This is a genomic window from Marinomonas sp. IMCC 4694 (assembly GCF_008122525.1).
Taxonomy (GTDB): Bacteria; Pseudomonadota; Gammaproteobacteria; order Pseudomonadales; family Marinomonadaceae; genus Marinomonas.
This window is the reverse complement of record NZ_VSRV01000001.1, coordinates 3,363,599-3,385,969: the sequence shown is the minus strand read 5'-3', so window position 1 is coordinate 3,385,969 and position 22,371 is coordinate 3,363,599. Positions and strand designations below refer to the sequence as shown.

The 22,371-nt window shown below is 47.9% G+C and carries 20 protein-coding genes; 5 read left to right on the top strand and 15 right to left on the bottom strand.

Annotated features, from left to right (window positions below; translation table 11 throughout):
- Positions 1 to 66: 66 nt before the first annotated feature.
- Positions 67 to 1,128: a LacI family DNA-binding transcriptional regulator gene (locus FXV75_RS15565; protein ID WP_148834855.1), complete on the top strand. Its 1,062-nt coding sequence runs from the start codon at positions 67 to 69 to the stop codon at positions 1,126 to 1,128.
- Positions 1,129 to 1,199: 71 nt separating this feature from the next.
- On the opposite strand, the gene FXV75_RS15560 is transcribed toward FXV75_RS15565, so the two are convergent.
- The 10 genes from FXV75_RS15560 to FXV75_RS15515 form a co-directional block, all read right to left on the bottom strand.
- Positions 1,200 to 1,916 carry a 3'-5' exonuclease gene (locus tag FXV75_RS15560; protein ID WP_148834853.1) on the bottom strand — a complete coding sequence of 239 codons (717 nt, stop codon included), beginning with the start codon at positions 1,914 to 1,916 and terminating at the stop codon, positions 1,200 to 1,202.
- A 1-nt stretch (position 1,917) separates the two neighbouring features.
- On the bottom strand, positions 1,918 to 3,777 hold the full coding sequence (locus tag FXV75_RS15555; protein WP_262368577.1) for a DUF294 nucleotidyltransferase-like domain-containing protein: 1,860 nt from the start codon (positions 3,775 to 3,777) through the stop codon (positions 1,918 to 1,920).
- Positions 3,778 to 3,800: 23 nt separating this feature from the next.
- Positions 3,801 to 4,367 carry a TMEM165/GDT1 family protein gene (locus FXV75_RS15550; protein ID WP_148834851.1) on the bottom strand — a complete coding sequence of 189 codons (567 nt, stop codon included), beginning with the start codon at positions 4,365 to 4,367 and terminating at the stop codon, positions 3,801 to 3,803.
- 301 nt (positions 4,368 to 4,668) lie between these two features.
- On the bottom strand, positions 4,669 to 6,252 hold the full coding sequence (locus FXV75_RS15545; RefSeq protein WP_148834849.1) for a BCCT family transporter: 1,584 nt from the start codon (positions 6,250 to 6,252) through the stop codon (positions 4,669 to 4,671).
- A gap of 488 nt (positions 6,253 to 6,740) precedes the next feature.
- Entirely contained in the window at positions 6,741 to 7,910 is a 1,170-nt protein-coding gene (gene hemW, locus FXV75_RS15540) for a radical SAM family heme chaperone HemW (protein ID WP_148834847.1), read from the bottom strand.
- On the bottom strand, positions 7,907 to 8,536 hold the full coding sequence (gene rdgB / locus FXV75_RS15535; protein WP_148834845.1) for an RdgB/HAM1 family non-canonical purine NTP pyrophosphatase: 630 nt from the start codon (positions 8,534 to 8,536) through the stop codon (positions 7,907 to 7,909). The genes hemW and rdgB overlap by 4 nt, the downstream gene beginning before the upstream one ends.
- A gap of 24 nt (positions 8,537 to 8,560) precedes the next feature.
- Positions 8,561 to 9,151 (bottom strand): methionine biosynthesis protein MetW, encoded by a 591-nt coding sequence (metW, locus tag FXV75_RS15530; RefSeq protein WP_148834843.1) that lies wholly within the window; start codon positions 9,149 to 9,151, stop codon positions 8,561 to 8,563.
- On the bottom strand, positions 9,141 to 10,307 hold the full coding sequence (locus FXV75_RS15525; protein WP_148834841.1) for a homoserine O-succinyltransferase MetX: 1,167 nt from the start codon (positions 10,305 to 10,307) through the stop codon (positions 9,141 to 9,143). The genes metW and FXV75_RS15525 overlap by 11 nt, the downstream gene beginning before the upstream one ends.
- Positions 10,308 to 10,434: 127 nt before the next feature.
- Positions 10,435 to 11,061 (bottom strand): 16S rRNA (guanine(966)-N(2))-methyltransferase RsmD, encoded by a 627-nt coding sequence (gene rsmD / locus FXV75_RS15520; protein ID WP_148834840.1) that lies wholly within the window; start codon positions 11,059 to 11,061, stop codon positions 10,435 to 10,437.
- Positions 11,058 to 12,383, bottom strand: coding sequence for an insulinase family protein (locus tag FXV75_RS15515; RefSeq protein WP_148834838.1), 1,326 nt, complete (start codon positions 12,381 to 12,383; stop codon positions 11,058 to 11,060). Before FXV75_RS15515 ends, rsmD begins: the two co-directional genes overlap by 4 nt.
- Positions 12,384 to 12,549: 166 nt before the next feature.
- Between FXV75_RS15515 and ftsY the strand changes: the two genes are divergently transcribed.
- From ftsY to rpoH, 4 genes are all read left to right on the top strand, one after another.
- Positions 12,550 to 13,782, top strand: coding sequence for a signal recognition particle-docking protein FtsY (gene ftsY / locus FXV75_RS15510; RefSeq protein WP_148834836.1), 1,233 nt, complete (start codon positions 12,550 to 12,552; stop codon positions 13,780 to 13,782).
- Positions 13,783 to 13,829: 47 nt separating this feature from the next.
- Complete coding sequence (gene ftsE, locus FXV75_RS15505; RefSeq protein WP_148834834.1) at positions 13,830 to 14,504, top strand: cell division ATP-binding protein FtsE; 675 nt, start codon at positions 13,830 to 13,832, stop codon at positions 14,502 to 14,504.
- The gene (gene ftsX, locus FXV75_RS15500) at positions 14,501 to 15,508 is read left to right on the top strand and encodes a permease-like cell division protein FtsX (RefSeq protein WP_148834832.1); all 1,008 of its coding nucleotides are present in this window, start codon (positions 14,501 to 14,503) and stop codon (positions 15,506 to 15,508) included. Before ftsE ends, ftsX begins: the two co-directional genes overlap by 4 nt.
- Positions 15,509 to 15,639: 131 nt before the next feature.
- Entirely contained in the window at positions 15,640 to 16,506 is an 867-nt protein-coding gene (rpoH, locus tag FXV75_RS15495; protein ID WP_148834830.1) for an RNA polymerase sigma factor RpoH, read from the top strand.
- 83 nt (positions 16,507 to 16,589) lie between these two features.
- Here the strand turns inward: rpoH and FXV75_RS15490 are convergent, their stop codons facing one another.
- From FXV75_RS15490 to metK, 5 genes are all read right to left on the bottom strand, one after another.
- On the bottom strand, positions 16,590 to 17,450 hold the full coding sequence (locus FXV75_RS15490; protein WP_148834828.1) for an energy transducer TonB: 861 nt from the start codon (positions 17,448 to 17,450) through the stop codon (positions 16,590 to 16,592).
- 6 nt (positions 17,451 to 17,456) lie between these two features.
- Complete coding sequence (gshB, locus tag FXV75_RS15485) at positions 17,457 to 18,404, bottom strand: glutathione synthase (protein WP_148834827.1); 948 nt, start codon at positions 18,402 to 18,404, stop codon at positions 17,457 to 17,459.
- Between the two features lie 162 nt (positions 18,405 to 18,566).
- Positions 18,567 to 20,069, bottom strand: coding sequence for a TolC family outer membrane protein (locus tag FXV75_RS15480; RefSeq protein ID WP_148834825.1), 1,503 nt, complete (start codon positions 20,067 to 20,069; stop codon positions 18,567 to 18,569).
- An 87-nt stretch (positions 20,070 to 20,156) separates the two neighbouring features.
- Positions 20,157 to 20,903, bottom strand: coding sequence for a 16S rRNA (uracil(1498)-N(3))-methyltransferase (locus tag FXV75_RS15475; protein WP_148834823.1), 747 nt, complete (start codon positions 20,901 to 20,903; stop codon positions 20,157 to 20,159).
- A gap of 116 nt (positions 20,904 to 21,019) precedes the next feature.
- On the bottom strand, positions 21,020 to 22,183 hold the full coding sequence (metK, locus tag FXV75_RS15470) for a methionine adenosyltransferase (protein WP_148834821.1): 1,164 nt from the start codon (positions 22,181 to 22,183) through the stop codon (positions 21,020 to 21,022).
- Positions 22,184 to 22,371 lie beyond the last annotated feature (188 nt).

Here is a 22,371-nt window from a genome sequence, read left to right as displayed (position 1 = left end):
TTGCGTTTTACGTAAGTCGGCTTGTTTCGTTTTAGACTAAATCGAATTGGATTATGAGTCGTTAGTATGACAAAAAATATAAAAAAACTGACGTTAAAAGATGTGGCGAATCGATTGGATGTTTCCACAGCGACGATTTCGAATGCGTTTAATCGCCCCGATCAACTGTCGGCTAATTTACGTGACAACATTCTCACTGAATGTGAGAAAATGGGGTATTTTGGCCCAAACGCCGCGGCGCGGAGCCTGCGTACTGGCCGCACCGGCATCGTCGGGATTGTGTTGTCCGATGACTTAAGTTATAGCTTAACCGATCCGGTGGCAAACCAGTTTTTAACGGGTATGGCCGAAGTGTTCGAGGCGCATGAATACAACATGTTGCTGTTGTCTTCGGATGAGGTTGAGCAAGACGCTCAAAGCCGAATGCAATCGTCTATGGTGGATGGCTTTATTGTATATGGCCACAAACCACAACAATGCATCAATGCTCCCTGGCTGATGCCCAATAAAAACATCATCACGGTGGACAGTTTTATTCCTGGCACCACATCGGTGAACATCGAAAACCACAGCGGTGCGTACAAAATTGCTCATCATGCGTTACAGCATAACCCGGAGTCTGTGGCGATTTTAGGTTTGAGCCTATTAGCAACCGACCGAGTGTGCCGTGTCCGAGAAGGGGAGTTGTTTGATCGCGCCGCGTCCATTTCCATTCAGCGGTTGTACGGGTATTTTGAAGCATTAGCAGAACGCAACCTTACGGTAACGTCGGAAAATATCTGGAACATTCCCGAAAACAATCATGTATTGGCCTATCAAGCCGCGCGTGAAGCCTTGAGTATGGCGAATCGTCCACAGCTGTTACTGTGTATGAGCGATTGTATTGCGATTGCGTCAGTGCAAGCCGCTTTGCACATGGGCTTACAGGTTCCTGAAGATCTGCATGTGGTGGGGTTTGATGGCATTGCGCAAAGCGCCAATATTCACCCATCGATCACTACCATTCATCAACATACCACGGAAAAAGGCCGTGTGGCGGCAGAAGTCTTTTTAGGGCTTCGAGAAGCCAAAAATGTGATATTGGAAACCGAATTAATCGTAAGAGAAAGTTGCCCAGACGTTTTGTAGCGTCTCGGCGTTACGTCGCAAGTTCTGCGCGTCATGGACAGGAATGCGATACCAATATAAGACGCATACCGCTATAGCCAATAGCTGGCGATGTCGGCGTTTGGGTCCATATGGTACGCAATTTGTGCTTGTAACAACTCTGCCGAAGACAGCGCATCGGTCAGCGCGTGGTGCGCTTTGTACCGTGGCAACTTATAACGCTGACGACACGCGTCTAAGCGCAACGAAGGTCGTTTGCCAAAGCGTTGCCACCAAGGCTTAAACGTGACCTGCCTCTCGATGTTCATGGTGTCGAGTACCGGAAAATACAGCGGGTAGCCGTATATTTTAAGGGACGCTTCCAGTAAAAATTGACGTTCAATCGCGACACAATGCACCACGATTACTTTGTGCGTTAGTGCGCTCAAAATCTCGTCTAGGATGGCCTCTAGCCTAGGCGCTTCGGCGAGTTCGGTGTGAGTGATTTCGTGAATGGTAACCGATTCTGCGTTAAGCGAGCGCTCGGGTTTGGCCATCCAATAGCGTGCGCCTTTGCAGCGAATGATTTTATGGTCGAATGGGATCAGCCCCAAGCTGATGATTTCATCTGTGCTCGGGTTAAGCCCGGTTGTTTCCAAATCCAACGCCAGTAGAGGTGTGTCTTTGAGTAACTGTTGCGGCGCAATAATACCGGCTTGATAGAAGCGTTTTAAAGGGCCCTCTGGCGCTTCTTCGGCCCATTCTGCGTACATGGCTTGCCAGTCTTGACGTTTTGCTTGCGGGATTTTTTTGACGAAGGATTGGCTCATGTTAGCTGCGTTTCCCTGCGTAGCGGAACTTTATAAATTCTTGTTGGCGCGAGACAATGTGAAACGCGTCTCGTAGATTGCGCTTTTCAAGTGACGAGAGATTCTCAGGGTTAACGTGGTTATTCGGTTCTTCACCGGCTTCAATTTGGTCTTTTTGGTTTTGAATCCGAATCATACCAATCATTTCTAAGGCTAACGCCAAATCTTTTGCTCGGCCATCGGGTAACAGCCCCGCCGCCTCTATGTCAGCGATACGCTCTAACGTGTTGAGTTTTTCACTGCCACAAGCGAGGGCGTGAACGCGAACAATGTCGATAATTGGCGCGATGCCTCTTTCTTTTAGGTTAAAGGTGCGCGATTGTTCACCTTCGCCATCGAGCACAAATTGACGAAAAAATCCTAACGGCGGTTTGCGCTGATTGGCGTTGCGCGCCATAAAGGTTAAAAAGCCAGAATGCTGTTGGGCTTGCTGGCGGATGTGCTGGTTGAGCTGTTTGGCCAAGGTTTTGTCGCCGTACACACCGCGCAGATCAAAGAAGATAGAAAGGCGCAATAACGCCTCGGCTTTGGGTTGTTGTATCCATCCACTGAAATTGTTTTTCCACACGCTGAGCGGCTGACGCCACCGAGGGTTGGAAGCCATAATGTCGCCAGAACACAGATCATAACCACACTGATCAAGACGTTTGCAGACCCAATCTGTTAAGGTCTCGAAGTAGTCGCCGTGTTGTTTTTTATTGTACAAATCGCTGATGACGAGCGCATTATCCTGGTCAGTTTTAATGGTTTGCTCTTCACGTGCCTGCGAGCCCAAGGCGATAAAGCAATAGGGCACCGGCGGTGGGCCGTATTTTTCCTCGGCGAGTTGCAATAAGCGTTTTACAAACGCGGTGCCTATGTGCGACATCGCGTTGCCGATCATTTGCGTATTGGCGTCGGCAACCACCAGCTGGGTGAAGGTGTGGGTCATTTTTCGGCTGATGCTTTGTAAGCCTTCGATGCTGGTTTGCTTGTAAATGTCGCTGATCAGATAGACACTACCATGGCTTTCTTTTTGGATAATATCACCGGTGCTGACAACCCCAATAGGGCGTCCATTTTTGACAATGGGAATGTGGTGAACGTTACGCTCCATCATTTTTAACACAGCTTCAGAGGCATAGTCACCACTGTCCATTACGATAGGATCGCGGGTCATTATGTCTGAAATTGGCGTGCTGTACGCAAGGCCTTCTGCAACAGCGCGAGTTCGCAAGTCTCGGTCGGTAACTATGCCAATAAGCTCGTCGTTTTCGGTAATGAGCAGGCTAGAAACTCTATGTTCGGCCATGATTTTCGCCGCGCTCAGAATACTGGAGTGACTATCCGCGCTAATAGGGGGGCGTCTTAATAAACTGATGACGGGGCAAGTCATTAAAGACACGTCTGAATTTTGCGATTCCATCGCAATACGCAAACGGACCTCACGCGCTAGTTCAAAAAAGTCTGAGAAAATATCATTTTCTTCGTACAATTTAATAAACCATCGAGCGGGAATGCAATAGAGTAAACTGTCTTCGATGGTACGCATTGACTGCGAGGATTTCCCCCCTCGTAAGAGAGAGTAATACCCAAATAACTCCCCTTCGTTCATGCGTCGAATTAACTTTTTTTCTTTACTGAGTACTTCAAGCGCACCGCTACGAATAAAATACAACGTGCTGTTCGGTGCGCTAGGCGCAATCACCCACTCACCGGTACGTACGTAGCGTATTTCTATTTCTTTTGCCATGTCATTGAGCTGTGGGTCATCAGCAATTTCATTGAACGGGGCATGTTGACAAAGTGCTTCGAGTATTTCGGTTAATTCGACGTCCATCATAGAGACCTGTTGAGTTGAAGCGGTTATTGAATCAAGGGCGATGCGATGGTCACTGCTCCTATAATAAGAAACAGCGCACACGCCAGTTGACGAGTACGATTCGCGTTTATTTTGTCCATAATCCAGTGGCCAGCGAACACAACAGGCACATTGGCCAACATCATTCCAAGCGTTGAGCCTATTAAAACTAGCCAAACACCGCCGTAATGGGCGCCCAGTAACACCGTCGCGATTTGCGTTTTATCGCCTATTTCAGCAAGAAAAAACAACACAAAAGTGGCGCCAAATGCACCGTATTTTAACAAGGCATGGTCATCGCTGTCGTCTTTGTCTGGTATTAACAGCCAGAGACCCACTGCGATAAAGCTCAAACCCACAACCCAACTGAGGGCGCTCTTGGGTATCCATTGGGCTATTTCTACGCCTAACCAGGCCGATAAGGCATGATTGAGCAGGGTCGCCAGCAAAATGCCCAGTACAATTGACATTTTTGACGCAAAACGAGTGGCCAGAAAGAGGGCCAGAAGTTGAGTTTTGTCGCCCATTTCGGCCAGAGCAACCGTAGAGACAGAGGTAAGAAAGGCATCCATTATGTGATAAGTCCTAGGTGGGCGATAAACAAAAGACAAAAACCTGAGCCCACCTGAGCCAAGTCATTGCCTTAAGTCTCATCAATCCCAACGATATCAATCGCATTAGGATTTCTTTGCCACGAGCATGAGGCCAAATTATGTTGACAAAGAATCTTTGCAGCAAGTTAGTTGTCAGTGCAAAGAAGATTACTCCCCTAAGAGTCCGCTGATCATAAAATATCGATGGATAAAAAACAACGCGAATGACGTAAGTCATGCGCGCTGTTTTCTGTCTTTCTTTTGGCTGTGACCTTATTGTTTACTTATACAAGTGGATATCGCTGTTTAAGCCCTTCCATAAGCTAATACACATGATGAGCATCAATACGGTGAAGGGCAAGCCAATGGTAATGGCAGCGGCTTGGATCGCGCCTAAGGCTTCTGAGCCACCCCCAACAAGCAAAGCAACAGCAATAATGCCTTCCAGAACCGCCCAGAACACGCGTTGAATCATGGGGGCGTCGGTTTTACCGCCGGCCGTAATACCATCGATAACCAAGGAGCCGGAGTCAGAAGAGGTGACAAAGAACACCAAAACCAGCACGATACCGATAAATGACGTAATAGACGTCAGAGGCAAACTAGCAAACATTTGGAACATCGCAAGTGACGAGTCGGTAATACCATTCGCAAGCGCTCCAACGCCATTTTCGACTTGATCAAGCGCAGAGCCACCAAAAATAGACATCCAAACCAAAGAGACCACAGTAGGAACCAATAAAACGGCAACAACAAATTCACGGACCGTACGACCACGAGAAACGCGGGCGATAAACATGCCGACAAATGGAGACCAAGAAATCCACCAAGCCCAGTAAAAAACGGTCCAGCCGTGATAGAAGGTTTCATCCTCACGACCAATCCAATTACTTAACGGAATGATATTTTCGATGTAACCTAACAAGAATGAACCCATCGCAACGAAAATGGCGCCGGTATTGCCTACGATCACAATAAACAAAGCCAGCCCTGCTGCAATGATCATATTGACGTTAGAAAGTAACTTTACACCGCCTTCTAAGCCACGCGCTACGGATACAATAGCGACAGCCGTCACCACAAAAATCACAATAATCTGTGTCGTTAACGTATTGGGAATACCAAATAAGAAATTAAGACCGCTGGTGGCCTGTTGAGCGCCAAAACCAAGGGACGTTGCCAAACCAAAAATAGTGGCAATGACGGAAATAACATCAATAACGTGGCCAATGGTCCCCCACACTTTTTCACCAAACAAAGGATAAAAAGCAGAGCGGACGGTCAGAGGTAAGCCTTTATTGTAAGCAAAGAAAGCAAGGGACAATCCAACCACCGCATAAATAGCCCAAGGGTGCAGGCCCCAATGGAACATGGTCGCGCCCATCGCCGCGTTTTTGGCTTCTGGCGTATTCGCCACCACATCTAATGGCGTACCGTACCAGCCAGTATAATAAGCGACCGGCTCTGCCACACTCCAAAACATCAGGCCGATCCCCATACCGGCAGCAAACAGCATAGAAAACCATGTGATGGTTGAATGCTCTGCTTTGGCTTCTGTGCCACCTAAGCGGATTTTTCCGAGCGGGAGGAGGATCAACAGCAAACAAAAGAGTACAAAGATATTGCCGGATATCATGAAGAACCAATCAAAATTATTGATGGACCAATTCTTAGCGCTGGATAAAATAGTACTGGCATCGCTAGGGAATAAAATACTGCCAATGATAAACGCAAAAATGATCAATGCGCTGGTACTAAACACCGGATTTAATACGTCTAGGCCAAGAAACTGAACGTTATCTTGTCCCACCCTGTACGACGTGTTGTATTCAGCCCGACCTTTGTCGGGTGTTTTATTACTCATAAATATACTCCTGAATTAGTGAAAACTTTTCCCAAGACTTCTGTTTTATGGCCTAAAAATAGAAATCCCTCTGTAAACAAAACAATGTTCAAACAAAAATTAACGCGAGCGTTTTTTACACAATTCCACCGCTTAACCCTAAAATAATTCACATCATTGAATTGTTCTTAATACGACGCATTGTGTTCCATTTTCACAATTTGTTCATAATCTCGAACAGAAAAGACGTTTTTAAATGATGGTCTATCGACGAAAGGGCTTTGCTATTAGAAAAAGAAAAAAAGCGTCTTAAGCTCTTTAAGTGATTGAATTATAATAAAAAACATATTTTTCATATTGAAACAGGATGATTTTATCTTGCTTGCGAGCGTGAGAGTCGCTGAATAAAAATAAGAAAGGCCATCTCAGATGGCCTTTCTTACTCATTACAAGGTAAGGGTTACATCAATATCATTAGATGTCAAATCATAGTGAGTCGCGTTGGTCGTTTACGGTAGGAAAAGCTCTAGCAATTCATTGAGGAATAATTTGCCTTTCTCGGTGGTTTTTACCCGTTTACTCTGCCACTCACCGGCATCTAACAAGCCTTGCTTTAAGCCTAATTCACAGGCTTTGATCAGCGTAGCGGGCACTTTTTGGTAGGTAAAGCGTTCATAATCGGCTAAATCGAAGGTTTCGAATAAGCGCAAACGGTTCATCATGAATTCCAGCGGCAAGTCTTCTTCTGCGATCGCGTCTTTTATGACTAAGGCTTCGGGCAAATTATTTAGGTAATGGCTGGGATGACGAGTCTTTCGTGTACGAAATATTTGCCCATCCGCTAACGTGACTTTACCGTGGGCACCGGCGCCAATACCGAGGTAATCGCCAAAGCGCCAATAATTAAGGTTATGCGCGGCGCGTCGACCGTCTTTTGCATTGGCCGACACTTCGTATTGTGCATAACCTTGCTCAGTTAAAAGTGCTTGGCCAGCGTCTTGAATGCCCCATAAGGTGTTGTCTTCGGGCAACGTGGGCGGACGACGATAAAACTCTGTGTTGGGTTCTATGGTTAATTGATACCAAGACAAGTGCTCTGGGTCTAAATCCATGGCGATTTGCAGGTCTTCCATGGCCATAGCTTGGCTTTGCTCGGGCAGGCCGTGCATCAAATCGAGGTTAATATTGTCGAATCCGGCGGCTCTGGACTTATCCACAGCGTGGATGGCTTCGTCGCGGTTGTGGATTCTTCCTAGGGTTTTCAACAGGTTTGGCTGGAAACTCTGGATGCCGATGGATAACCGATTGATGCCCGCTTGGCGAAAATGGCGGAATTTTTCTTGCTCGAAGGTGCCTGGGTTGGCTTCCATGGTGATTTCAGCGCCTTCGACCCAGGTGAGCTTCTCGCGTAAGGCGTCCATGAGGCGATAGTAAAAATCTTCGCTCATTAGGCTGGGTGTGCCGCCGCCGATGAAGGCGGTTTGAATCGGACGACCGGCCACATAGGGCAAATCCGCGTCTAAATCCGCTAATAGTTGCGCTAAATAGGCGTCTTCAGGCAGTTGGTCATTTTGTTCGAAACGATCCGCTTGGTGCGAGTTGAAATCACAATAAGGGCATTTACGCACACACCACGGCAAGTGAATGTACAAACTCAGCGGTGGCAATAGCGTGCTCACGAACGCGGGCCTGTTGTTTGTTCAAAACCTGTTGCTTGCTCAAAAGAAGCAAGCAGTTGTTGCAGCGCTTGGGCGCGATGGCTGATTTGATTTTTAATGTCTTTCGGTAAGCTGGCGGCACTGCAGCCGTGTTCGGGCACGAAAAAAATCGGGTCGTAACCAAAGCCTTCTTGGCCTTGCGCAGACGTTAGAATTCGGCCTTCCCACACGCCATGAAACACCTGCGGCGTGGGGTCGTTTTGGTGGCGCATATACGCCAATACACAATGAAAACGCGCGGTGCGTTTTTGCTCTGGTACGCCATCGAGTTTTTTCAACAATAGGGCATTGTTCGCCTCGTTATTGCCGTGCTCGCCAGCAAAACGAGCCGAGTAAATGCCCGGCGCGCCGTCTAAATAATCCACTTCGATGCCGGAGTCGTCGGCAAGGGCAGGCAGGCCAGTATGCGCACAGGCATGACGGGCTTTTAAAATGGCGTTTTCGATGAAACTCAAGCCCGTTTCTTCGGCTTCTTCAAAATCAAACTCGCCTTGGGGTTTGACGGTAATGCCGATGTCGGCGAGTAACGCATTGAATTCTTTGATTTTACCGGCGTTGTTGCTGGCTAGTACTAGGGTGCGTGGCATCCTGTTGTCCTCGGTGGTAAGGGCTTATCGGCTAATGTGAAAAATGGCCGTTTCGCTGAACAAGTTGGGCATGGAACGAATCCACCAATGGTCTTTGAGTTGCCCATCGACCGCGGCCCAGCGCAACACCTTGATGTCTTTTTCATGGCACAAGCGTTCAAAATCTTGAAAGGTAAAAAAGTGAATGTTCGGCGTGTCGTACCAGTTGTAGGGCAAAAAGTCCGACACCGGCATGCGGCCTTTTAACGCCAAGTGCATGCGGCTGCGCCAATGACCAAAGTTAGGAAAGGTAATAATGCACTCTTTGCCGATGCGCAGCATTTCGTCGATCAATAAGTCGGGTCGACGAAATTGCTGTAAAGCGTGGGTCATCAAGACGAGGTCAAAGCTTTGGTCATCAAAGTTCTGTAGGCCTTCGTCGATGTTTTGTTCGAGAACCGGAATGCCTTTTTCCAGACAGGTGTTTAGATCTTCATGGCCGATTTCTAAGCCGTAGCCATTGACCTGTTTGTTTTGAATCAGGTGATGCAGCAATTCTCCGGGACCACAGGCCAAATCCAGCACGCGAATATTGGGTTTAACCCATTCATCGATGATTTCTAAATCAGAGCGCATGGTTTTTCTCCAGGATGTGCTGCTTACTAATGCGAGTCAAAAAGGTGTTCAGTACCGTCATGTAGCGAGGAATCGGAAACAGAAATGCGTCATGGCCTTCCGTCGCTTCGATTTTCGCGTAGCTCACTTGTTTGCCCGCTTTGACCAAAGCATCGACGATTTCTTCGCTGCGTTCAGGAGAAAAACGCCAATCGGTAGTGAAAGACACCAGTAAAAATTCGCATTGGGCCTTACTCAGCGCCACCGAGAGGTCGCCATCGGTGCGCGCGGCGGGGTCAAAATAATCCAACGCTTTGGTCATCAGCATGTAGGTGTTGGCGTCGAAGCGTTTGGTGAAGGCTTCGCCTTGGTAGCGCAGATAACTCTCGACTTCAAACTCCACCCCGTAATGGTACTGGTAGGTGTCATGACGCATTTGGCGGCCAAACTTGGCGCCCATGGCGTCGTCGGATAAATAGGTAATGTGGCCGAGCATGCGTGCCAAGCCAAGACCATTGGTGGGTACCGAGTCATGATCCAAGTATTGCCCATCGAAGAAGTCTGGATCACGACGAATGGACTGACGTGCCACTTCGTTAAAGGCAATATTTTGGGTCGATAATTTGGGCGCCGAGGCCACAATGACCGCCGCTTTTAAGCGGGTTGGAAAGCGAATACTCCATTCCAAGACTTGCATGCCACCTAGACTGCCGCCGACGATCGCGGCGAAAGTCTCAATACCCAATACATCCGCCAAGCGTGCTTGGCTTTCCACCCAGTCTTCCACGGTCACAATGGGGAAGCTGGCTTCCCAGCGTTGACCGGTTTCTGGGTTGATCGTCGTAGGGCCGGTAGACCCGCAGCAGCCGCCTAAATTGTTCAACGAAATCACAAAATACTGGTTGGTGTCGATGGCTTTGCCGGGCCCTATTGCGGTATCCCACCACCCCGGCTTCTTGTCTGCCATGGCATGGTATCCCGCAGCATGATGATCGCCGCTGAGTGCGTGACAGATTAAAATCGCGTTAGAGGCCTGCTCGTTAAGTGTGCCGTACGTCTCGTAGATCAGTTGATACGATGACAGGGTGTGCCCACAAGAAAGCGCTAACGGTGTGTCGAATGGCGCAATCTGCGGGGTAACAATACCCACAGAGTCGGCTGGAATGACGTCCGGCATAGAATCTGAATATCCTAAAGTAAGGTCTAAATAAAAGTACTCGAATGTCCGCGAACAGAGGTGAGCATCCGTCGGCGCTTGATGTCACACAGTCTAGCGGTTGCTATGAGTGTCATCAAGCGCTGGCTTAGGCCATCTCGGGTGAAATTGTGGACGGTGCCTTGACGTCGAACAGGCGATACACCAATTGGCCGGCGTTTTTTTCTTTTTTTAATGACCAGTGATCAGGCAGCAATGGCAGTTCCGCTTCTTTTTCCATTTCGATGTAAACAAGCGCCCGACTGGCGAGCCAGCCTTTTTCCAGCAAGGGAATGATTTGACCTAGCCAGCCTTTGCGAAACGGCGGGTCTAAAAAGACGATGTCCAATGGGTGTGGTGTTACCGTATCCAGAAACACCGCGGCATTTTGCGCGATAACGGTTGCATGAGTGGCACCAAGTGTGGCGAGATTGGCGTTCATTTGTTGTAACACGACACGAGAATTGTCTACGAAGGTCACGTGTTTTGCACCGCGAGACATCGCTTCTAGTCCAAGGGCGCCGGAGCCACAGAAGAAATCGCCACACACGGCGCCTGGGAGCTGGTGGTTAATCCAGTTAAACAGGGTTTCGCGGACTCGGTCAGGGGTGGGCCGTAAACCCTCAATGGCGGGAATGGGCAGCTGACGTGAACGCCATTCTCCAGCGATGATACGCAATTTAGACGCTTTCGCTTGGCTTTTTTTGGTGGCGTGATTTAGGGTGTTTTTTTTCATTGGTGAATTTGGATCTCTTGATAAGACGAAGGGATAAGTAGCCGTTGTAAGGCATTTTGATATTTTTCTTGGGTAAAACTATCGATGGCGTTTTGATAGTCAGCAGCGAATGTCTCTAATGTCAGCTTACTGTTTTCATGGGTGACTTTAGCCGCTATATCACTCCACCAAGTAGGTGATAGAGTTTGTTGCTCGATTTGCCGCTTAAAGGTGTCAAATAATTCTTCAAAGTTCGCTTTGTCATTTAGGGAAGGAAGGCGGTCAAACAGAGCGAGGTCTGGCGCGTTTATAACAGGGGCATCGCTGTTTGATGACTGGCTGTCAACCGGTAAGAGTGCGCTGTATTGAATGCTCCAACTTGCCCAAGGTTGCTGGGGTGACAAGGTTAAGGCGAGCTGTACAAAGTCGATATGAGTTTGCTGATTAAGTGTAGACACTAGATCCGCCCCCCAAAGTTGCAGACTGACCCAATCTTCTACCGATGTGATAGGAGCAAGCGCGATGGCGCTGCGGCTTTGCCAAAGGTTACCTTTATGGTGCGGTGTTTCGCTGTGTGCTATAGCGGTTCCGGTTGAGTGAATGGTGGGTTTTCTGGTTGCCTCAGCAAGACGGTAATCTTGGCTAATCAGGTTGAGCGCCGTTTGCAGGGCTTGCTTGGAGTCATCAGAGAGATCACCCACGATAATAATGGCCGATGCAGCGTGTTTTAGGGCGAAATAGTGGCTTTTTACTTGCACCAGTGAGTGATTGCTTTTGGTATGAGTATTTTGGTCGATCGCTGAGGGTGCAAACAGCCTTTGTTCAAGTTCATGCTGTGGTGATGGGTTTGTTTGTTGTTGTCGTTGCCACTGTTCGAAGGTACGTTGTTTGAAGTCTGGAGCCTCTAACCACCGGGTAACCAGAGAAAGAGTGGGCAGTAGGTAATTTGTTTCATTGCTCATGGTGAGGCCAATGACTTGGCTTTCGTGGTCGTAATAGCTGCTTACTTTTGCGGCCAAGGGGGCCAGTCTTTGGTTGATTGAGGACGTGCTAAGCGGAAAAGAATCGCTCATCAGCATGGCCAATGTGGTTTGGGTAAGCGCTGTATTCGGGGCGTCTGCGCGGAATAAAAAGCGAACTTCAAGTTTGTTGCTGTTTTGCCATGCGGGTTGTTTAAGCCAGATTACGGGAATATCTGATGATGTTTGCCAGCGTTCAAGGTCGGGAATAGGCAGTTTGTTGCTCGGGGCGGTTAAATTTAATAACCAGATTGCTAACGTACAGCACAACATCACAGCGGCTAGTACCGGTCGGCTAAAAAGAGGTTTGTCGCTGTCTGCCATAATGAGCCTTGAGTGAGGCCGGCTAGATTTGATAAAACTAAGCCTGTTTGCCCGTTAGAATGATGGTAAAATAACCGTTTTCATGTGTCCACGTGAGTGGCACCGTACTCAATCATAGCATTTCACTGATGCTTATCGCATCAGTCAAAATAAAGAGACCGATTTAATGGACGTTGTTAATCATATTATTGTTTTTTTTACACCGTATCTTGGTGACTATGCGCGTTATGTTCCTATTGTCATTGGTGCCCTGCTAGCGATTATTGCTTTTGTGATTCGTCGCCGCGTTGTTACTAAAATGAATACAGATCTTATCGCAGCAAAGAAAAAGGACGCAGCAGCGGCTGAAACTATAAAACAGGACGCGGATACGTCTCAATCAGTTGAAAAAAGCGAACAGCCTGCTGCGCGAGCGACTGTGATCGAGCAAGATTCTGTTGTTGAGCACACACCGGCGATGGACACGCCACAGCCGACACTGTCTTGGGCGCAACGCATTAAATCTGGGTTATCACGAACTCGTAGTGGCTTAGGCAATGGGTTGTCTTCGGCGATCGGTGGCCGTAAAAAAGTTGATGATGACTTACTGGAAGAGCTGGAAACACAGTTGTTGATGGCCGATGTCGGTGTGGATGCGACACAAACATTGATGCAAAGTTTAACGCAGAGGTTGAACCGTAAAGAACTAAAAGACGCCGATGCATTGTTGACCCATTTAAAAGCGGATATGGAAGCTATTCTTAGCCAATCCCAACAAGTACTTGACCCCGTCAGTAAAGACGGACCCTTTGTTATTTTAATGGTCGGAGTAAATGGGGTAGGTAAAACCACGACAATTGGTAAATTGGCGAAGAAATACCAAGCCGAAGGCAAATCTGTGATGTTGGCAGCGGGTGATACGTTCCGTGCCGCGGCCGTTGAGCAGTTGCAAGTGTGGGGTGAACGCAATAATGTCCCTGTTGTGGCGCAGCATACCGGTGCTGATTCTGCGTCGGTTATTTACGACGCGATTGAATCGGCGAAAGCGAAGGGTGTGGATGTGGTGATCGCCGATACGGCGGGTCGTTTGCAAAACAAAGCCAACTTGATGAACGAGTTGTCGAAAGTCGTTCGGGTGATGAAAAAGCTAGACGTCAGCGCACCTCATGAGGTTATGCTGGTTTTAGATGCGGGTACCGGTCAGAATGCCATCAGCCAAGCCAAGCTGTTTTTAGAGGCCGTGGGTGTGAGTGGTATTACCTTGACCAAACTGGATGGCACCGCAAAAGGCGGTATTATTTTTGCTATCGCGAAACAGTTTAGTTTGCCGATACGCTATATTGGTGTGGGTGAGCAAGCGGACGATTTGCGTCCTTTTGTGGCTAAAGAGTTTGTCGATGCTTTATTTGATCATGAGTGAGACGTGACCCACGTCTGTTACTTTCCGATGTGAGGTGCTGAATTAGCGTGGAAATCGAATTTCAACGAGTAAGCAAAAAGTACGAAAGTGGGCAAGAAGCCTTGTCGCAGGTGAATTTCCATTTGCAGCAGGGAGAAATGGCCTTTTTGACGGGGCACTCTGGCGCCGGTAAAAGTACGCTAATGAAGCTCATGATGATGATTGAGCGTCAAAGTGCTGGCCAGATTTTAGTGGATGGTGTGGACTTACGCACCCTGAGCCGTCGTGCTATTCCGCATCATCGTCGACGTGTGGGTGTGGTGTTCCAGAACCATCAGTTGTTACTAGACCGCAGTGTGTTTCACAATGTGGCCTTGCCTTTGCAAGTGAGTGGGGCAGACGATCAGCAAATTGCTCGTCGCGTACGTGCTGCGTTAGACAAAGTCGGCTTGCTGGACAAAGAAAAGTACAACCCAATGGCGCTGTCAGGGGGAGAGCAACAGCGTGTTGGTATTGCCAGAGCGGTAGTCAACAAGCCACAATTGTTGTTAGCGGATGAGCCAACCGGAAACTTAGACCCTAGGTTGTCGGCCGAAATCATGAACCTCTTTCAAGAATTTAATCGCGTTGGTGTGACAGTGCTGGTGGCCAGTCATGATCTAGCGTTGGTCGCTAGAATGCGTCATCGCGTATTGACGTTGAGTCAGGGGCGCATGGTGAACGACGGAGGATTTGGCGAATGACACAAAAGCCGAACCAACGAGGCGCAACCAGAGAGTCGATAAAAGCGACTAAGCACCACTTGCCGACACAAACGTCCTTTCAACCCGGCAAGTATTTTCGTCAGCATCAGGCCACGTTGACGGAGAGTTTCGTTCGTTTAATAAACTACCCATTAGCCAGTATGATGACGGTGATGGTGATCGCCATTGCGTTATCTTTGCCTGGCGGCTTGTATGTATTACTGAAAAACGTGCAATCTGTTACAGACCAGTGGGAGCAGCAATCGGTGATTACGCTGTATCTGTTTCCGAATTTGGAAGACACCCAAGCGCTGGCACTATCACACAAATTGTCCGCTCAAGCGGACGTGGCGTCGGTGGAGTACATTTCAAAAGAAGAAGGGCTGCGGTATTTTGAGCGTTCTAGTGGTTATGAGCAAATTATGTCGTCATTACCAGAAAACCCGTTACCTATCGTGTTACGAGTGATTCCCCAAGAGATCGTTGACATCACCACGTTGTCGAGCTTACAGGCCTTGCGGGATCAGCTGGCATCACAAAAAGAAGTGGAATACGCGGAGCTGGATGCTCAATGGTTACAGCGCCTTGCCAATATCCTCAGTTTTGGTCAGCGGTTTGTGTATGCTTTGTCGGTTTTGTTGGTGATTGCGGTGCTGTTGATTGTGGGGAATACCATTCGTATGGCGGTGGAAAGTCGCCGCGATGAAGTGCTGGTGATGAAGTTGGTGGGGGCAACAGATGCGTACATCCGTCGACCCTTTTTATACATGGGATTGTGGTTTGGTGTTTTGGGTGGTGTTTTTGCGGCCCTGTGTATTCTCTTGCTTAGCTGGTGGGTGAGTGCGCCTGCTGAGCGATTAATAGACCTCTATCAAAGCGGCTTTGAGTTGCAGACATTTAATGCAGATGAAGTGGTTTTATGTTTAACTATTAGTGCGTTCGTTGGTGTTTTTGGCGCGTGGATCGCGGTGAACCGACACATAACGAATATTGAACTGCAGTGATCCTAAAAAGGCTAAAATCAGTATTAAGATAATAGCCATGATTTATTCACATTCATGACAGGCATATGCAGACGTTAATTGGTAATATTTTACCATAAACAGTACAAACCATAAGAAAGGTGGACACAGAGATGGGTAAAACTCTCCAGCCTACGGACATGATGATTCCAGGCCAGAACCTTGAATCCTACATACAAGCCGTCAGCCGTATTCCAATTTTAACCGCCGACGAAGAAAAGACGCTCGCGGAGCGACTTTACTATCAAGAAGATTTAGAAGCGGCGCGTACGTTAGTCATGTCGCATTTGCGCTTTGTTGTGCACATTGCCAAAAGTTATTCTGGCTATGGTCTAGCGCAAGGTGACTTGATCCAAGAAGGCAATGTTGGCTTGATGAAAGCGGTGAAACGTTTTAACCCCGAAGTGGGCGTTCGACTTGTGTCTTTTGCGGTGCATTGGATTAAAGCCGAGATTCATGAATTCATTCTGAAAAACTGGCGTATTGTGAAAGTTGCGACCACTAAAGCACAACGCAAGATGTTTTTTAACTTGCGCAGTGCGAAAAAGACTCTGTCTTGGTTTAGTAATTCTGAAGTAGAGTCGGTTGCGAGCGACCTTGGTGTAACACCAGAAGTGGTTCGTCAAATGGAAGGGCGTTTGAGTTCTTCTGATATGGCGTTTGATGCCTCAGCGGATGACGACGATGAAAGTGCTTACCAAGCGCCGTCACAGTATTTAGAAGATCATCGTGCCGATCCTGCGATATTGTTAGAAAATGGTAACTGGGAGGCGGATTCCAATCAGCGCTTAGAATCGGCAATGTCTGACTTGGACGATCGTAGTCGAAATATTTTAGTCCAACGTTGGCTGTCTGATGCCAAGTCTACTTTGCACGAATTGGCCGACGAGTATGGCGTATCTGCCGAGCGAATTCGCCAGCTCGAAAAAAATGCCATGAAGAAAATTCGCCTCGCGATGGGGGACGGCCAGTTCGATTGACGGCGGATTCCAATCCTATTTTAGGGGATTGTTTGAACAAAAAAGCCCTCTTCGGAGGGCTTTTTTGTGGTGGACAGTCGGTTTTATTGGCTACGTAATTGATTGCCAGGGACAAAGCGCCACGTTCGAATGATTTCGAGCTTATCGACTTCTTTTTTCAGTTCGCTCGGAAAAGCTTGAAACGGCTCCGCGAGTCGAACGATTCTCATGGCGGCATCGTCAAGTACTCGAACACCTGAGGAGTGCAATACGTCTATCTTATCGACATAGCCACTGGGTGATAAAATCACGGCTAAGCGCAACTCGCCATAAATATGGTCGCGCTTGGCTTCTTCTGGGTAGTGAGTATTACCAATGCGCTCAATTCGGCGGCGCCAATCATCAAGATACTGGGCATCTACAGCGGCTTTTGCTGAAACGGAAGTGAGGCGACGGATCCGTGGGCGTTTCGCGTAGGCTTGCCGTTGTTGATCTAGTAAGGCCTCTAATGTCGCAATGTCGTTTGATAAGTGGCTGGGTATTTGAGTTTGTCCGCGAAACTGTTCTTCTAAGGTTTTTGGTTCGTTATCTGGCTCATCCAATACTTCGAACAGAGCTTGCTGATTTTTCGTAGCCAGCAAGCTGGGTTGATCTACTGGTTCAAAAGACGCTAATTGGGGCTGAACAGGAGGGGAAATTTCTTCAATAGTGTCTGACAAAAAACGCGCGTCTTCCGTTGTGGTGAGCTTTTGCTTACGCAGTTCAGTACCACTCGCTTGTTGGTTCGCTTGAGCAATAAAGTCTGCTTCAACGGGCGCTTGTGTTGTGTGTTGAACCAAGGTGATCTCTAAGGTTTTTGGCTTAGAGCTGGTGAGTTCAAAATCGAAGCCGATCATCATCACCATCAGTACGTGAGCACTAATGGCGATGAAGAATGAGATAGAGAAGGTATCTATGGCTCGCATGAAATGCTACAGAAGGCGTTTCTCAATGGCGTCAATTAAGAGCATGGCAATGTTTAGGTCGAACTGAGTGTCCAACTCGCGAACACAAGTTGGGCTGGTCACATTGATTTCGGTGAGATAATCACCGATCACGTCTAAACCAACAAACATTAAGTTTTTCTCTTTAAGTGACGGAATGACTTGATCACAAATCCAGCGATCGCGATCTGACAAAGGACGACCTTCACCACGGCCACCGGCCGCTAAATTGCCACGAGTTTCACCTGAAGCGGGAATACGTGCCAATGCAAACGGTACAGGAACCCCATCAACAACCAAGATGCGTTTATCGCCTTGTTTGATCTCAGGGATAAATTTTTGCGCCATGATTTGCTCAGTGCCTAGGCTCGTCAGTGTTTCAATAATGACACTGACGTTAGAGTCGTCAGGCTTGAGGCGGAAGATCGATGTGCCCCCCATGCCATCTAAAGGTTTAAAAATCACATCGCCATGTTCTTTGTGAAACGCTTTTAATAAATCCGCGCGTCGTGTCACCAATACTTCCGGGCAGCATTGTGGGAATTGAGTGGCGAACAGTTTTTCGTTGCAATCACGAAGGCTTTTAGGGTCGTTCACCACCATGGCACCGTCGCGTTCGGCTTGTTCTAAAATCATGGTGCTGTAAACAAATTCGCTGTCAAATGGCGGGTCTTTGCGCATTAAAATAACGTCCAGTTCTCCCAATGACATTTTGCATTCTTCACCAAGGTTATAAAAATGTTCAGGGTCTCTATGAACGCTCAGTGGGCGTGTCATGGCGTAGGCCTTGCCATTGTCCAAGAATAAGTCTTTTTGCTCCATATAAATAAGTTGCCAGCCTTTATCGGCGGCGGCCCATAGCATGGCGAGAGAGGTGTCTTTTTTGTAGTTAATGGACGAAATAGGGTCCATTACAATGCCGAGTTTAATAGTCATAGGGCCTTTCCTAAAGCGAAGCAAAATAAGTGCTGAGAGACATCTGTCGTCGAATCTTTTACCCAGTCTTTCGTTGGTTAGTGATCCTATAGAATTATGGGGGCGCTGAGAAGAAAAAACACCCCCATTGGTTGGCACGTTTGCGGTTTTACACCGTGAACGCTACCACGAATTACCGTTTTCGTCGGCTTCAAGAAAAAGTTCACTTTCTTGTGCGTTTTGCGCTTCGTTTGTGGCGGGGAGAGCGTCTAAGGAGGGTGCCTCTTTGATGATGGTACTTTCAGCGGCGTTTAGCTCATCGGTGGCGGTTGGGCCTGGGGTCGGAGCGGCCTGCTTATTGTCGAACTCGTCATTGAATCCTAACAGTTGAGGGCGATAAATACGGAAAGCCTTCATTAGCTCACCTTTGGCGTTGAACAAGCGGAATTCTGAGAAAAGCTCGTCGTAATCGGCGTTAACGTAATCTTGACGTGCTTGGAATAATTCGTTTTCGCTGTCCAGCACATCGAGTAAGGAGCGACGACCCAGACGAAATTGCTTCTCGTAGGCGATCTGCGATTCTTTGGTGGCAATGACGTAGCGTCTTATGTGCTCTTTTTGTCCATTGGTGGCTTCAAAGGCAGCCCACGATAAACGAACCGTGAGTTCAGTATCACGGATCGTTTTGCGACGAATTTCGGTTGCCTGGATGTTTTGTTGGGCCGCTGTTTCTTGTTTGCGTTTGTGCGTGCCACCGCTGTAAAGGTTGTAATTCAGTCTTACCATGGCCAACAAGTCTTCACTTGGGCCTTCTGTGCCGTCTAAATTGTTGTTCCATGTGCGTTCTAACACAAAGTTAATGGTCGGATATGTATCGGCTTTGGTGAGGTTTTGAATGCTTTCTGTGGCGGCCACGTCCCAGTATGCCCCCTCTATTGCTGGGTTTTTCTTCAAAGATTCCTCAATGGCCGCGTTAAGGTTTTTAGGGATAAGGTCTTTATCGGGAACGGGGTAGATGAGATTACTGGGTGGCATTTCACCGACGATGTTGTTGTAATTACTCTCTGCATCGAGCAGGTTATTCACCGCAGAATAATAATTGGCGTTTGCTTTGGCAAGCCGAGCGGTAATTTGGCTTAAATCCGACTGGCGACCAATGCCAGAGTCGCTTTTTAATTTGATTTGATCATAAATGCGTTCGTGCGTTTTTAGGTTGAGTTCGGCAAGGCCAACCAACTCACGATAGCGCAAAATATTGGCGTACACTTGGGCGACTTCAAGCGCGGTGTTTTCTACCGAAATGAGTGCACTCCAACGATCGGCTTCGGCTTCGCTGGTTAATCTTTCAACTTCGTATTTATTGGCAAAACCGTTAAAAATAGGTTGATTTAAGGACAGAGTAAGTTCTCGACGTCCAAGGCTGACGTCATTCGAGTTGGTGTCATCTGCATAAGTGGTTTCGCGACCCAAGCCAGCTGCCAGGTCAATGCTCGGATAGTAACCTGAGCGGCGAGCGATGTCGGCGCTTTCTTTTGACTCTCTGTACCGTGCGATGGCCTGCCTTACGGTTGGGCTGTTTTCGATGGCGACGTAGGTCGCTTCTTCCAGTGAGATCGCATGTGCCATAACAGGGAAAAACGCCACGCCCATGTAAATTGTGCAAGTTAACACTATTCGATAAAGCATATGATGCTGTGTCCTTTGTTGTCTTGGCTTAGATATTAAAACCCTTTCCTCGCTGAATATGTAGCTGTTCTGTTATAGCAGATCAGATCAAATATCACCCCATAAGGTGTTAATCACGCTCAGCGCGACAAGGGGGGCCGTTTCGGTACGCAGTACTCTTGGGCCTAGAGTTATGGCATTAAAGCCTGACTTTTCAGCAAGTTGCACCTCTTTTTCTGTTAATCCGCCTTCCGGGCCAATCAATAATGCCACCGTATTATTGTCGGGTTTTTCACACTGACGAATAGGTCTTGCGCTGTGATGATGCAGCGTGAGCTTTAACATATTGTTACATTTCTGCACCCAATCGGTTAAATCGATGGGTGAATGAACGATAGGAACATAGCCACGTCCACATTGTTCGGCAGCACTGATTGCCACTTGCTGCCAATGCTGAAGACGCTTTTCAGCACGGCTGTCTTGCAATTTAACTTCACATCGTTCACTAAAAAGCGGCTGAATCGCATAAACCCCAGCTTCAACAGACTTTTGAATAGCATAGTCCATACGCTCGCCTCGTGACAGGGTTTGGCCAATAATCACTTTTATAGGCGATTCATTTTCGAGCGGTTCAAAGTCATGAAGGCGAATACAGGCGCTGCGTTTTTCGACCTCGCATAGGGTGGCATTAAACTGCCCACCTTTGCCATTAAACTCTCGGCTATTAAACACGCGTAAAGGGTGATCGGCTTTTAGGCGTAATACTTTACATACATGCTGAAAGGACGCATCAGGTAGGGCAAGAGTCGTATTCTCAGTGAGTGCGGTGTCGATAAAAATTCGTGGAATACGCATACTTGTCCTGTATTTTTTCATGTTTTAAAAAAGAGAGGGCCATAAAAAAGCCTTTTTCTGCACAGTACTTTCAAAAAGCAAAGCAGAAGAAGGCTTTATAACGGAAAATCAGAAAATTATAAACCTGCAGCTTGGCGTAATGCGTTGGCTTTGTCGGTTTTTTCCCACGTGAAGTTCTCGCCTTCACGACCAAAATGGCCATAAGCCGCCGTTGGCAAGTAAATTGGGCGTTTCAGATCGAGCATTTTGATCAGACCCGCTGGGCGTAATTCGAAGTGCTCACGAACCAATTGAGAAATCACCGCGTCGCTCACTTTGCCTGTTCCAAAGGTGTTAATGCTGATAGACGTTGGTTCAGCTACACCAATAGCGTAAGAAATTTGGATTTCACATTTGTCTGCAAGACCCGCCGCAACGATGTTTTTCGCCACGTAACGACCCGCGTATGCCGCAGAACGGTCAACCTTGGATGGGTCTTTACCAGAGAAAGCACCGCCACCGTGACGGGCCATGCCGCCGTATGTGTCGACGATAATTTTACGGCCGGTCAGACCACAATCGCCCACGGGTCCACCGATAATGAATTGCCCCGTTGGGTTAATGAAGTATTTGGTGTCTTTTGATAGCCATTCCGCAGGAAGAACTGGCTTGATGATTTCTTCCATCACGGCTTCACGAAGGTCAGCTTGTTTTATTGCTTTACTATGCTGCGTTGACAAAACCACCGCGTCGATAGCGCACGGCTTGCCATGTTCATCGTAGCGGAAGGTCACTTGGCTTTTCGCGTCTGGGCGCAAGAAATCCAGCGTGCCGTTTTTACGTACTTCGGCTTGGCGTTGAACCAAACGGTGTGCGTAGGTGATAGGGGCGGGCATTAATACGTCGGTTTCGTTGGTGGCAAAACCAAACATCAAACCTTGGTCGCCGGCGCCTTGCTCTTTTTCGCTGGCCTCATCAACGCCCACGGCAATGTCAGATGACTGCTTGCCAATAGCGTTCATGACCGCACAGGATTCCCAATCGAAGCCCATGTCTGAGCTGTTGTAGCCGATTTCACGAATGACACCACGGGCGATTTCTTCGATGTCGACCCATGCGTTGGTGCGTACTTCCCCAGCAACCAAAACCATGCCGGTTTTCACGAGGGTTTCGCAGGCAACGCGGGCTTCTGGGTCTTCGGCCAAAATGGCATCCAGAATAGCATCGGACACTTGATCGGCGATTTTATCTGGGTGGCCTTCTGATACGGATTCAGAAGTAAATAAAGAATATTCGGACATGAGAAAAATTTCCTCTTTAGCTGAGTGAGTCGCTAAACAGGCCTAAAAAAACCTGTTTGGCATAAAAATACTAAACAGGTCTTATCTGAATCTGTTTAGCTGAATTTATATAGCGTCCGCAAGCCGAGACAAATCGACGCTTTAAGGGGCTCATGATGAACGAGCGCTGTTTAAATATCAACCCGTGC

Coding starts and splice junctions, on each gene's coding strand:
- FXV75_RS15490 (WP_148834828.1), bottom strand. CDS start 17,450: ATGCGAGCCATAGATACCTTCTCTATCTCATTCTTCATCGCCATTAGT.
- metK (WP_148834821.1), bottom strand. CDS start 22,183: ATGTCCGAATATTCTTTATTTACTTCTGAATCCGTATCAGAAGGCCAC.
- rsmD (WP_148834840.1), bottom strand. CDS start 11,061: ATGAAAAAAAACACCCTAAATCACGCCACCAAAAAAAGCCAAGCGAAA.
- FXV75_RS15475 (WP_148834823.1), bottom strand. CDS start 20,903: ATGCGTATTCCACGAATTTTTATCGACACCGCACTCACTGAGAATACG.
- FXV75_RS15515 (WP_148834838.1), bottom strand. CDS start 12,383: ATGGCAGACAGCGACAAACCTCTTTTTAGCCGACCGGTACTAGCCGCT.
- gshB (WP_148834827.1), bottom strand. CDS start 18,404: ATGACTATTAAACTCGGCATTGTAATGGACCCTATTTCGTCCATTAAC.
- metW (WP_148834843.1), bottom strand. CDS start 9,151: ATGCGCTCTGATTTAGAAATCATCGATGAATGGGTTAAACCCAATATT.
- FXV75_RS15480 (WP_148834825.1), bottom strand. CDS start 20,069: ATGCTTTATCGAATAGTGTTAACTTGCACAATTTACATGGGCGTGGCG.
- FXV75_RS15545 (WP_148834849.1), bottom strand. CDS start 6,252: ATGAGTAATAAAACACCCGACAAAGGTCGGGCTGAATACAACACGTCG.
- FXV75_RS15555 (WP_262368577.1), bottom strand. CDS start 3,777: ATGATGGACGTCGAATTAACCGAAATACTCGAAGCACTTTGTCAACAT.
- FXV75_RS15565 (WP_148834855.1), top strand. CDS start 67: ATGACAAAAAATATAAAAAAACTGACGTTAAAAGATGTGGCGAATCGA.
- FXV75_RS15550 (WP_148834851.1), bottom strand. CDS start 4,367: ATGGATGCCTTTCTTACCTCTGTCTCTACGGTTGCTCTGGCCGAAATG.
- ftsX (WP_148834832.1), top strand. CDS start 14,501: ATGACACAAAAGCCGAACCAACGAGGCGCAACCAGAGAGTCGATAAAA.
- rdgB (WP_148834845.1), bottom strand. CDS start 8,536: ATGCCACGCACCCTAGTACTAGCCAGCAACAACGCCGGTAAAATCAAA.
- FXV75_RS15560 (WP_148834853.1), bottom strand. CDS start 1,916: ATGAGCCAATCCTTCGTCAAAAAAATCCCGCAAGCAAAACGTCAAGAC.
- ftsY (WP_148834836.1), top strand. CDS start 12,550: ATGGACGTTGTTAATCATATTATTGTTTTTTTTACACCGTATCTTGGT.
- rpoH (WP_148834830.1), top strand. CDS start 15,640: ATGGGTAAAACTCTCCAGCCTACGGACATGATGATTCCAGGCCAGAAC.
- FXV75_RS15525 (WP_148834841.1), bottom strand. CDS start 10,307: ATGCCGGACGTCATTCCAGCCGACTCTGTGGGTATTGTTACCCCGCAG.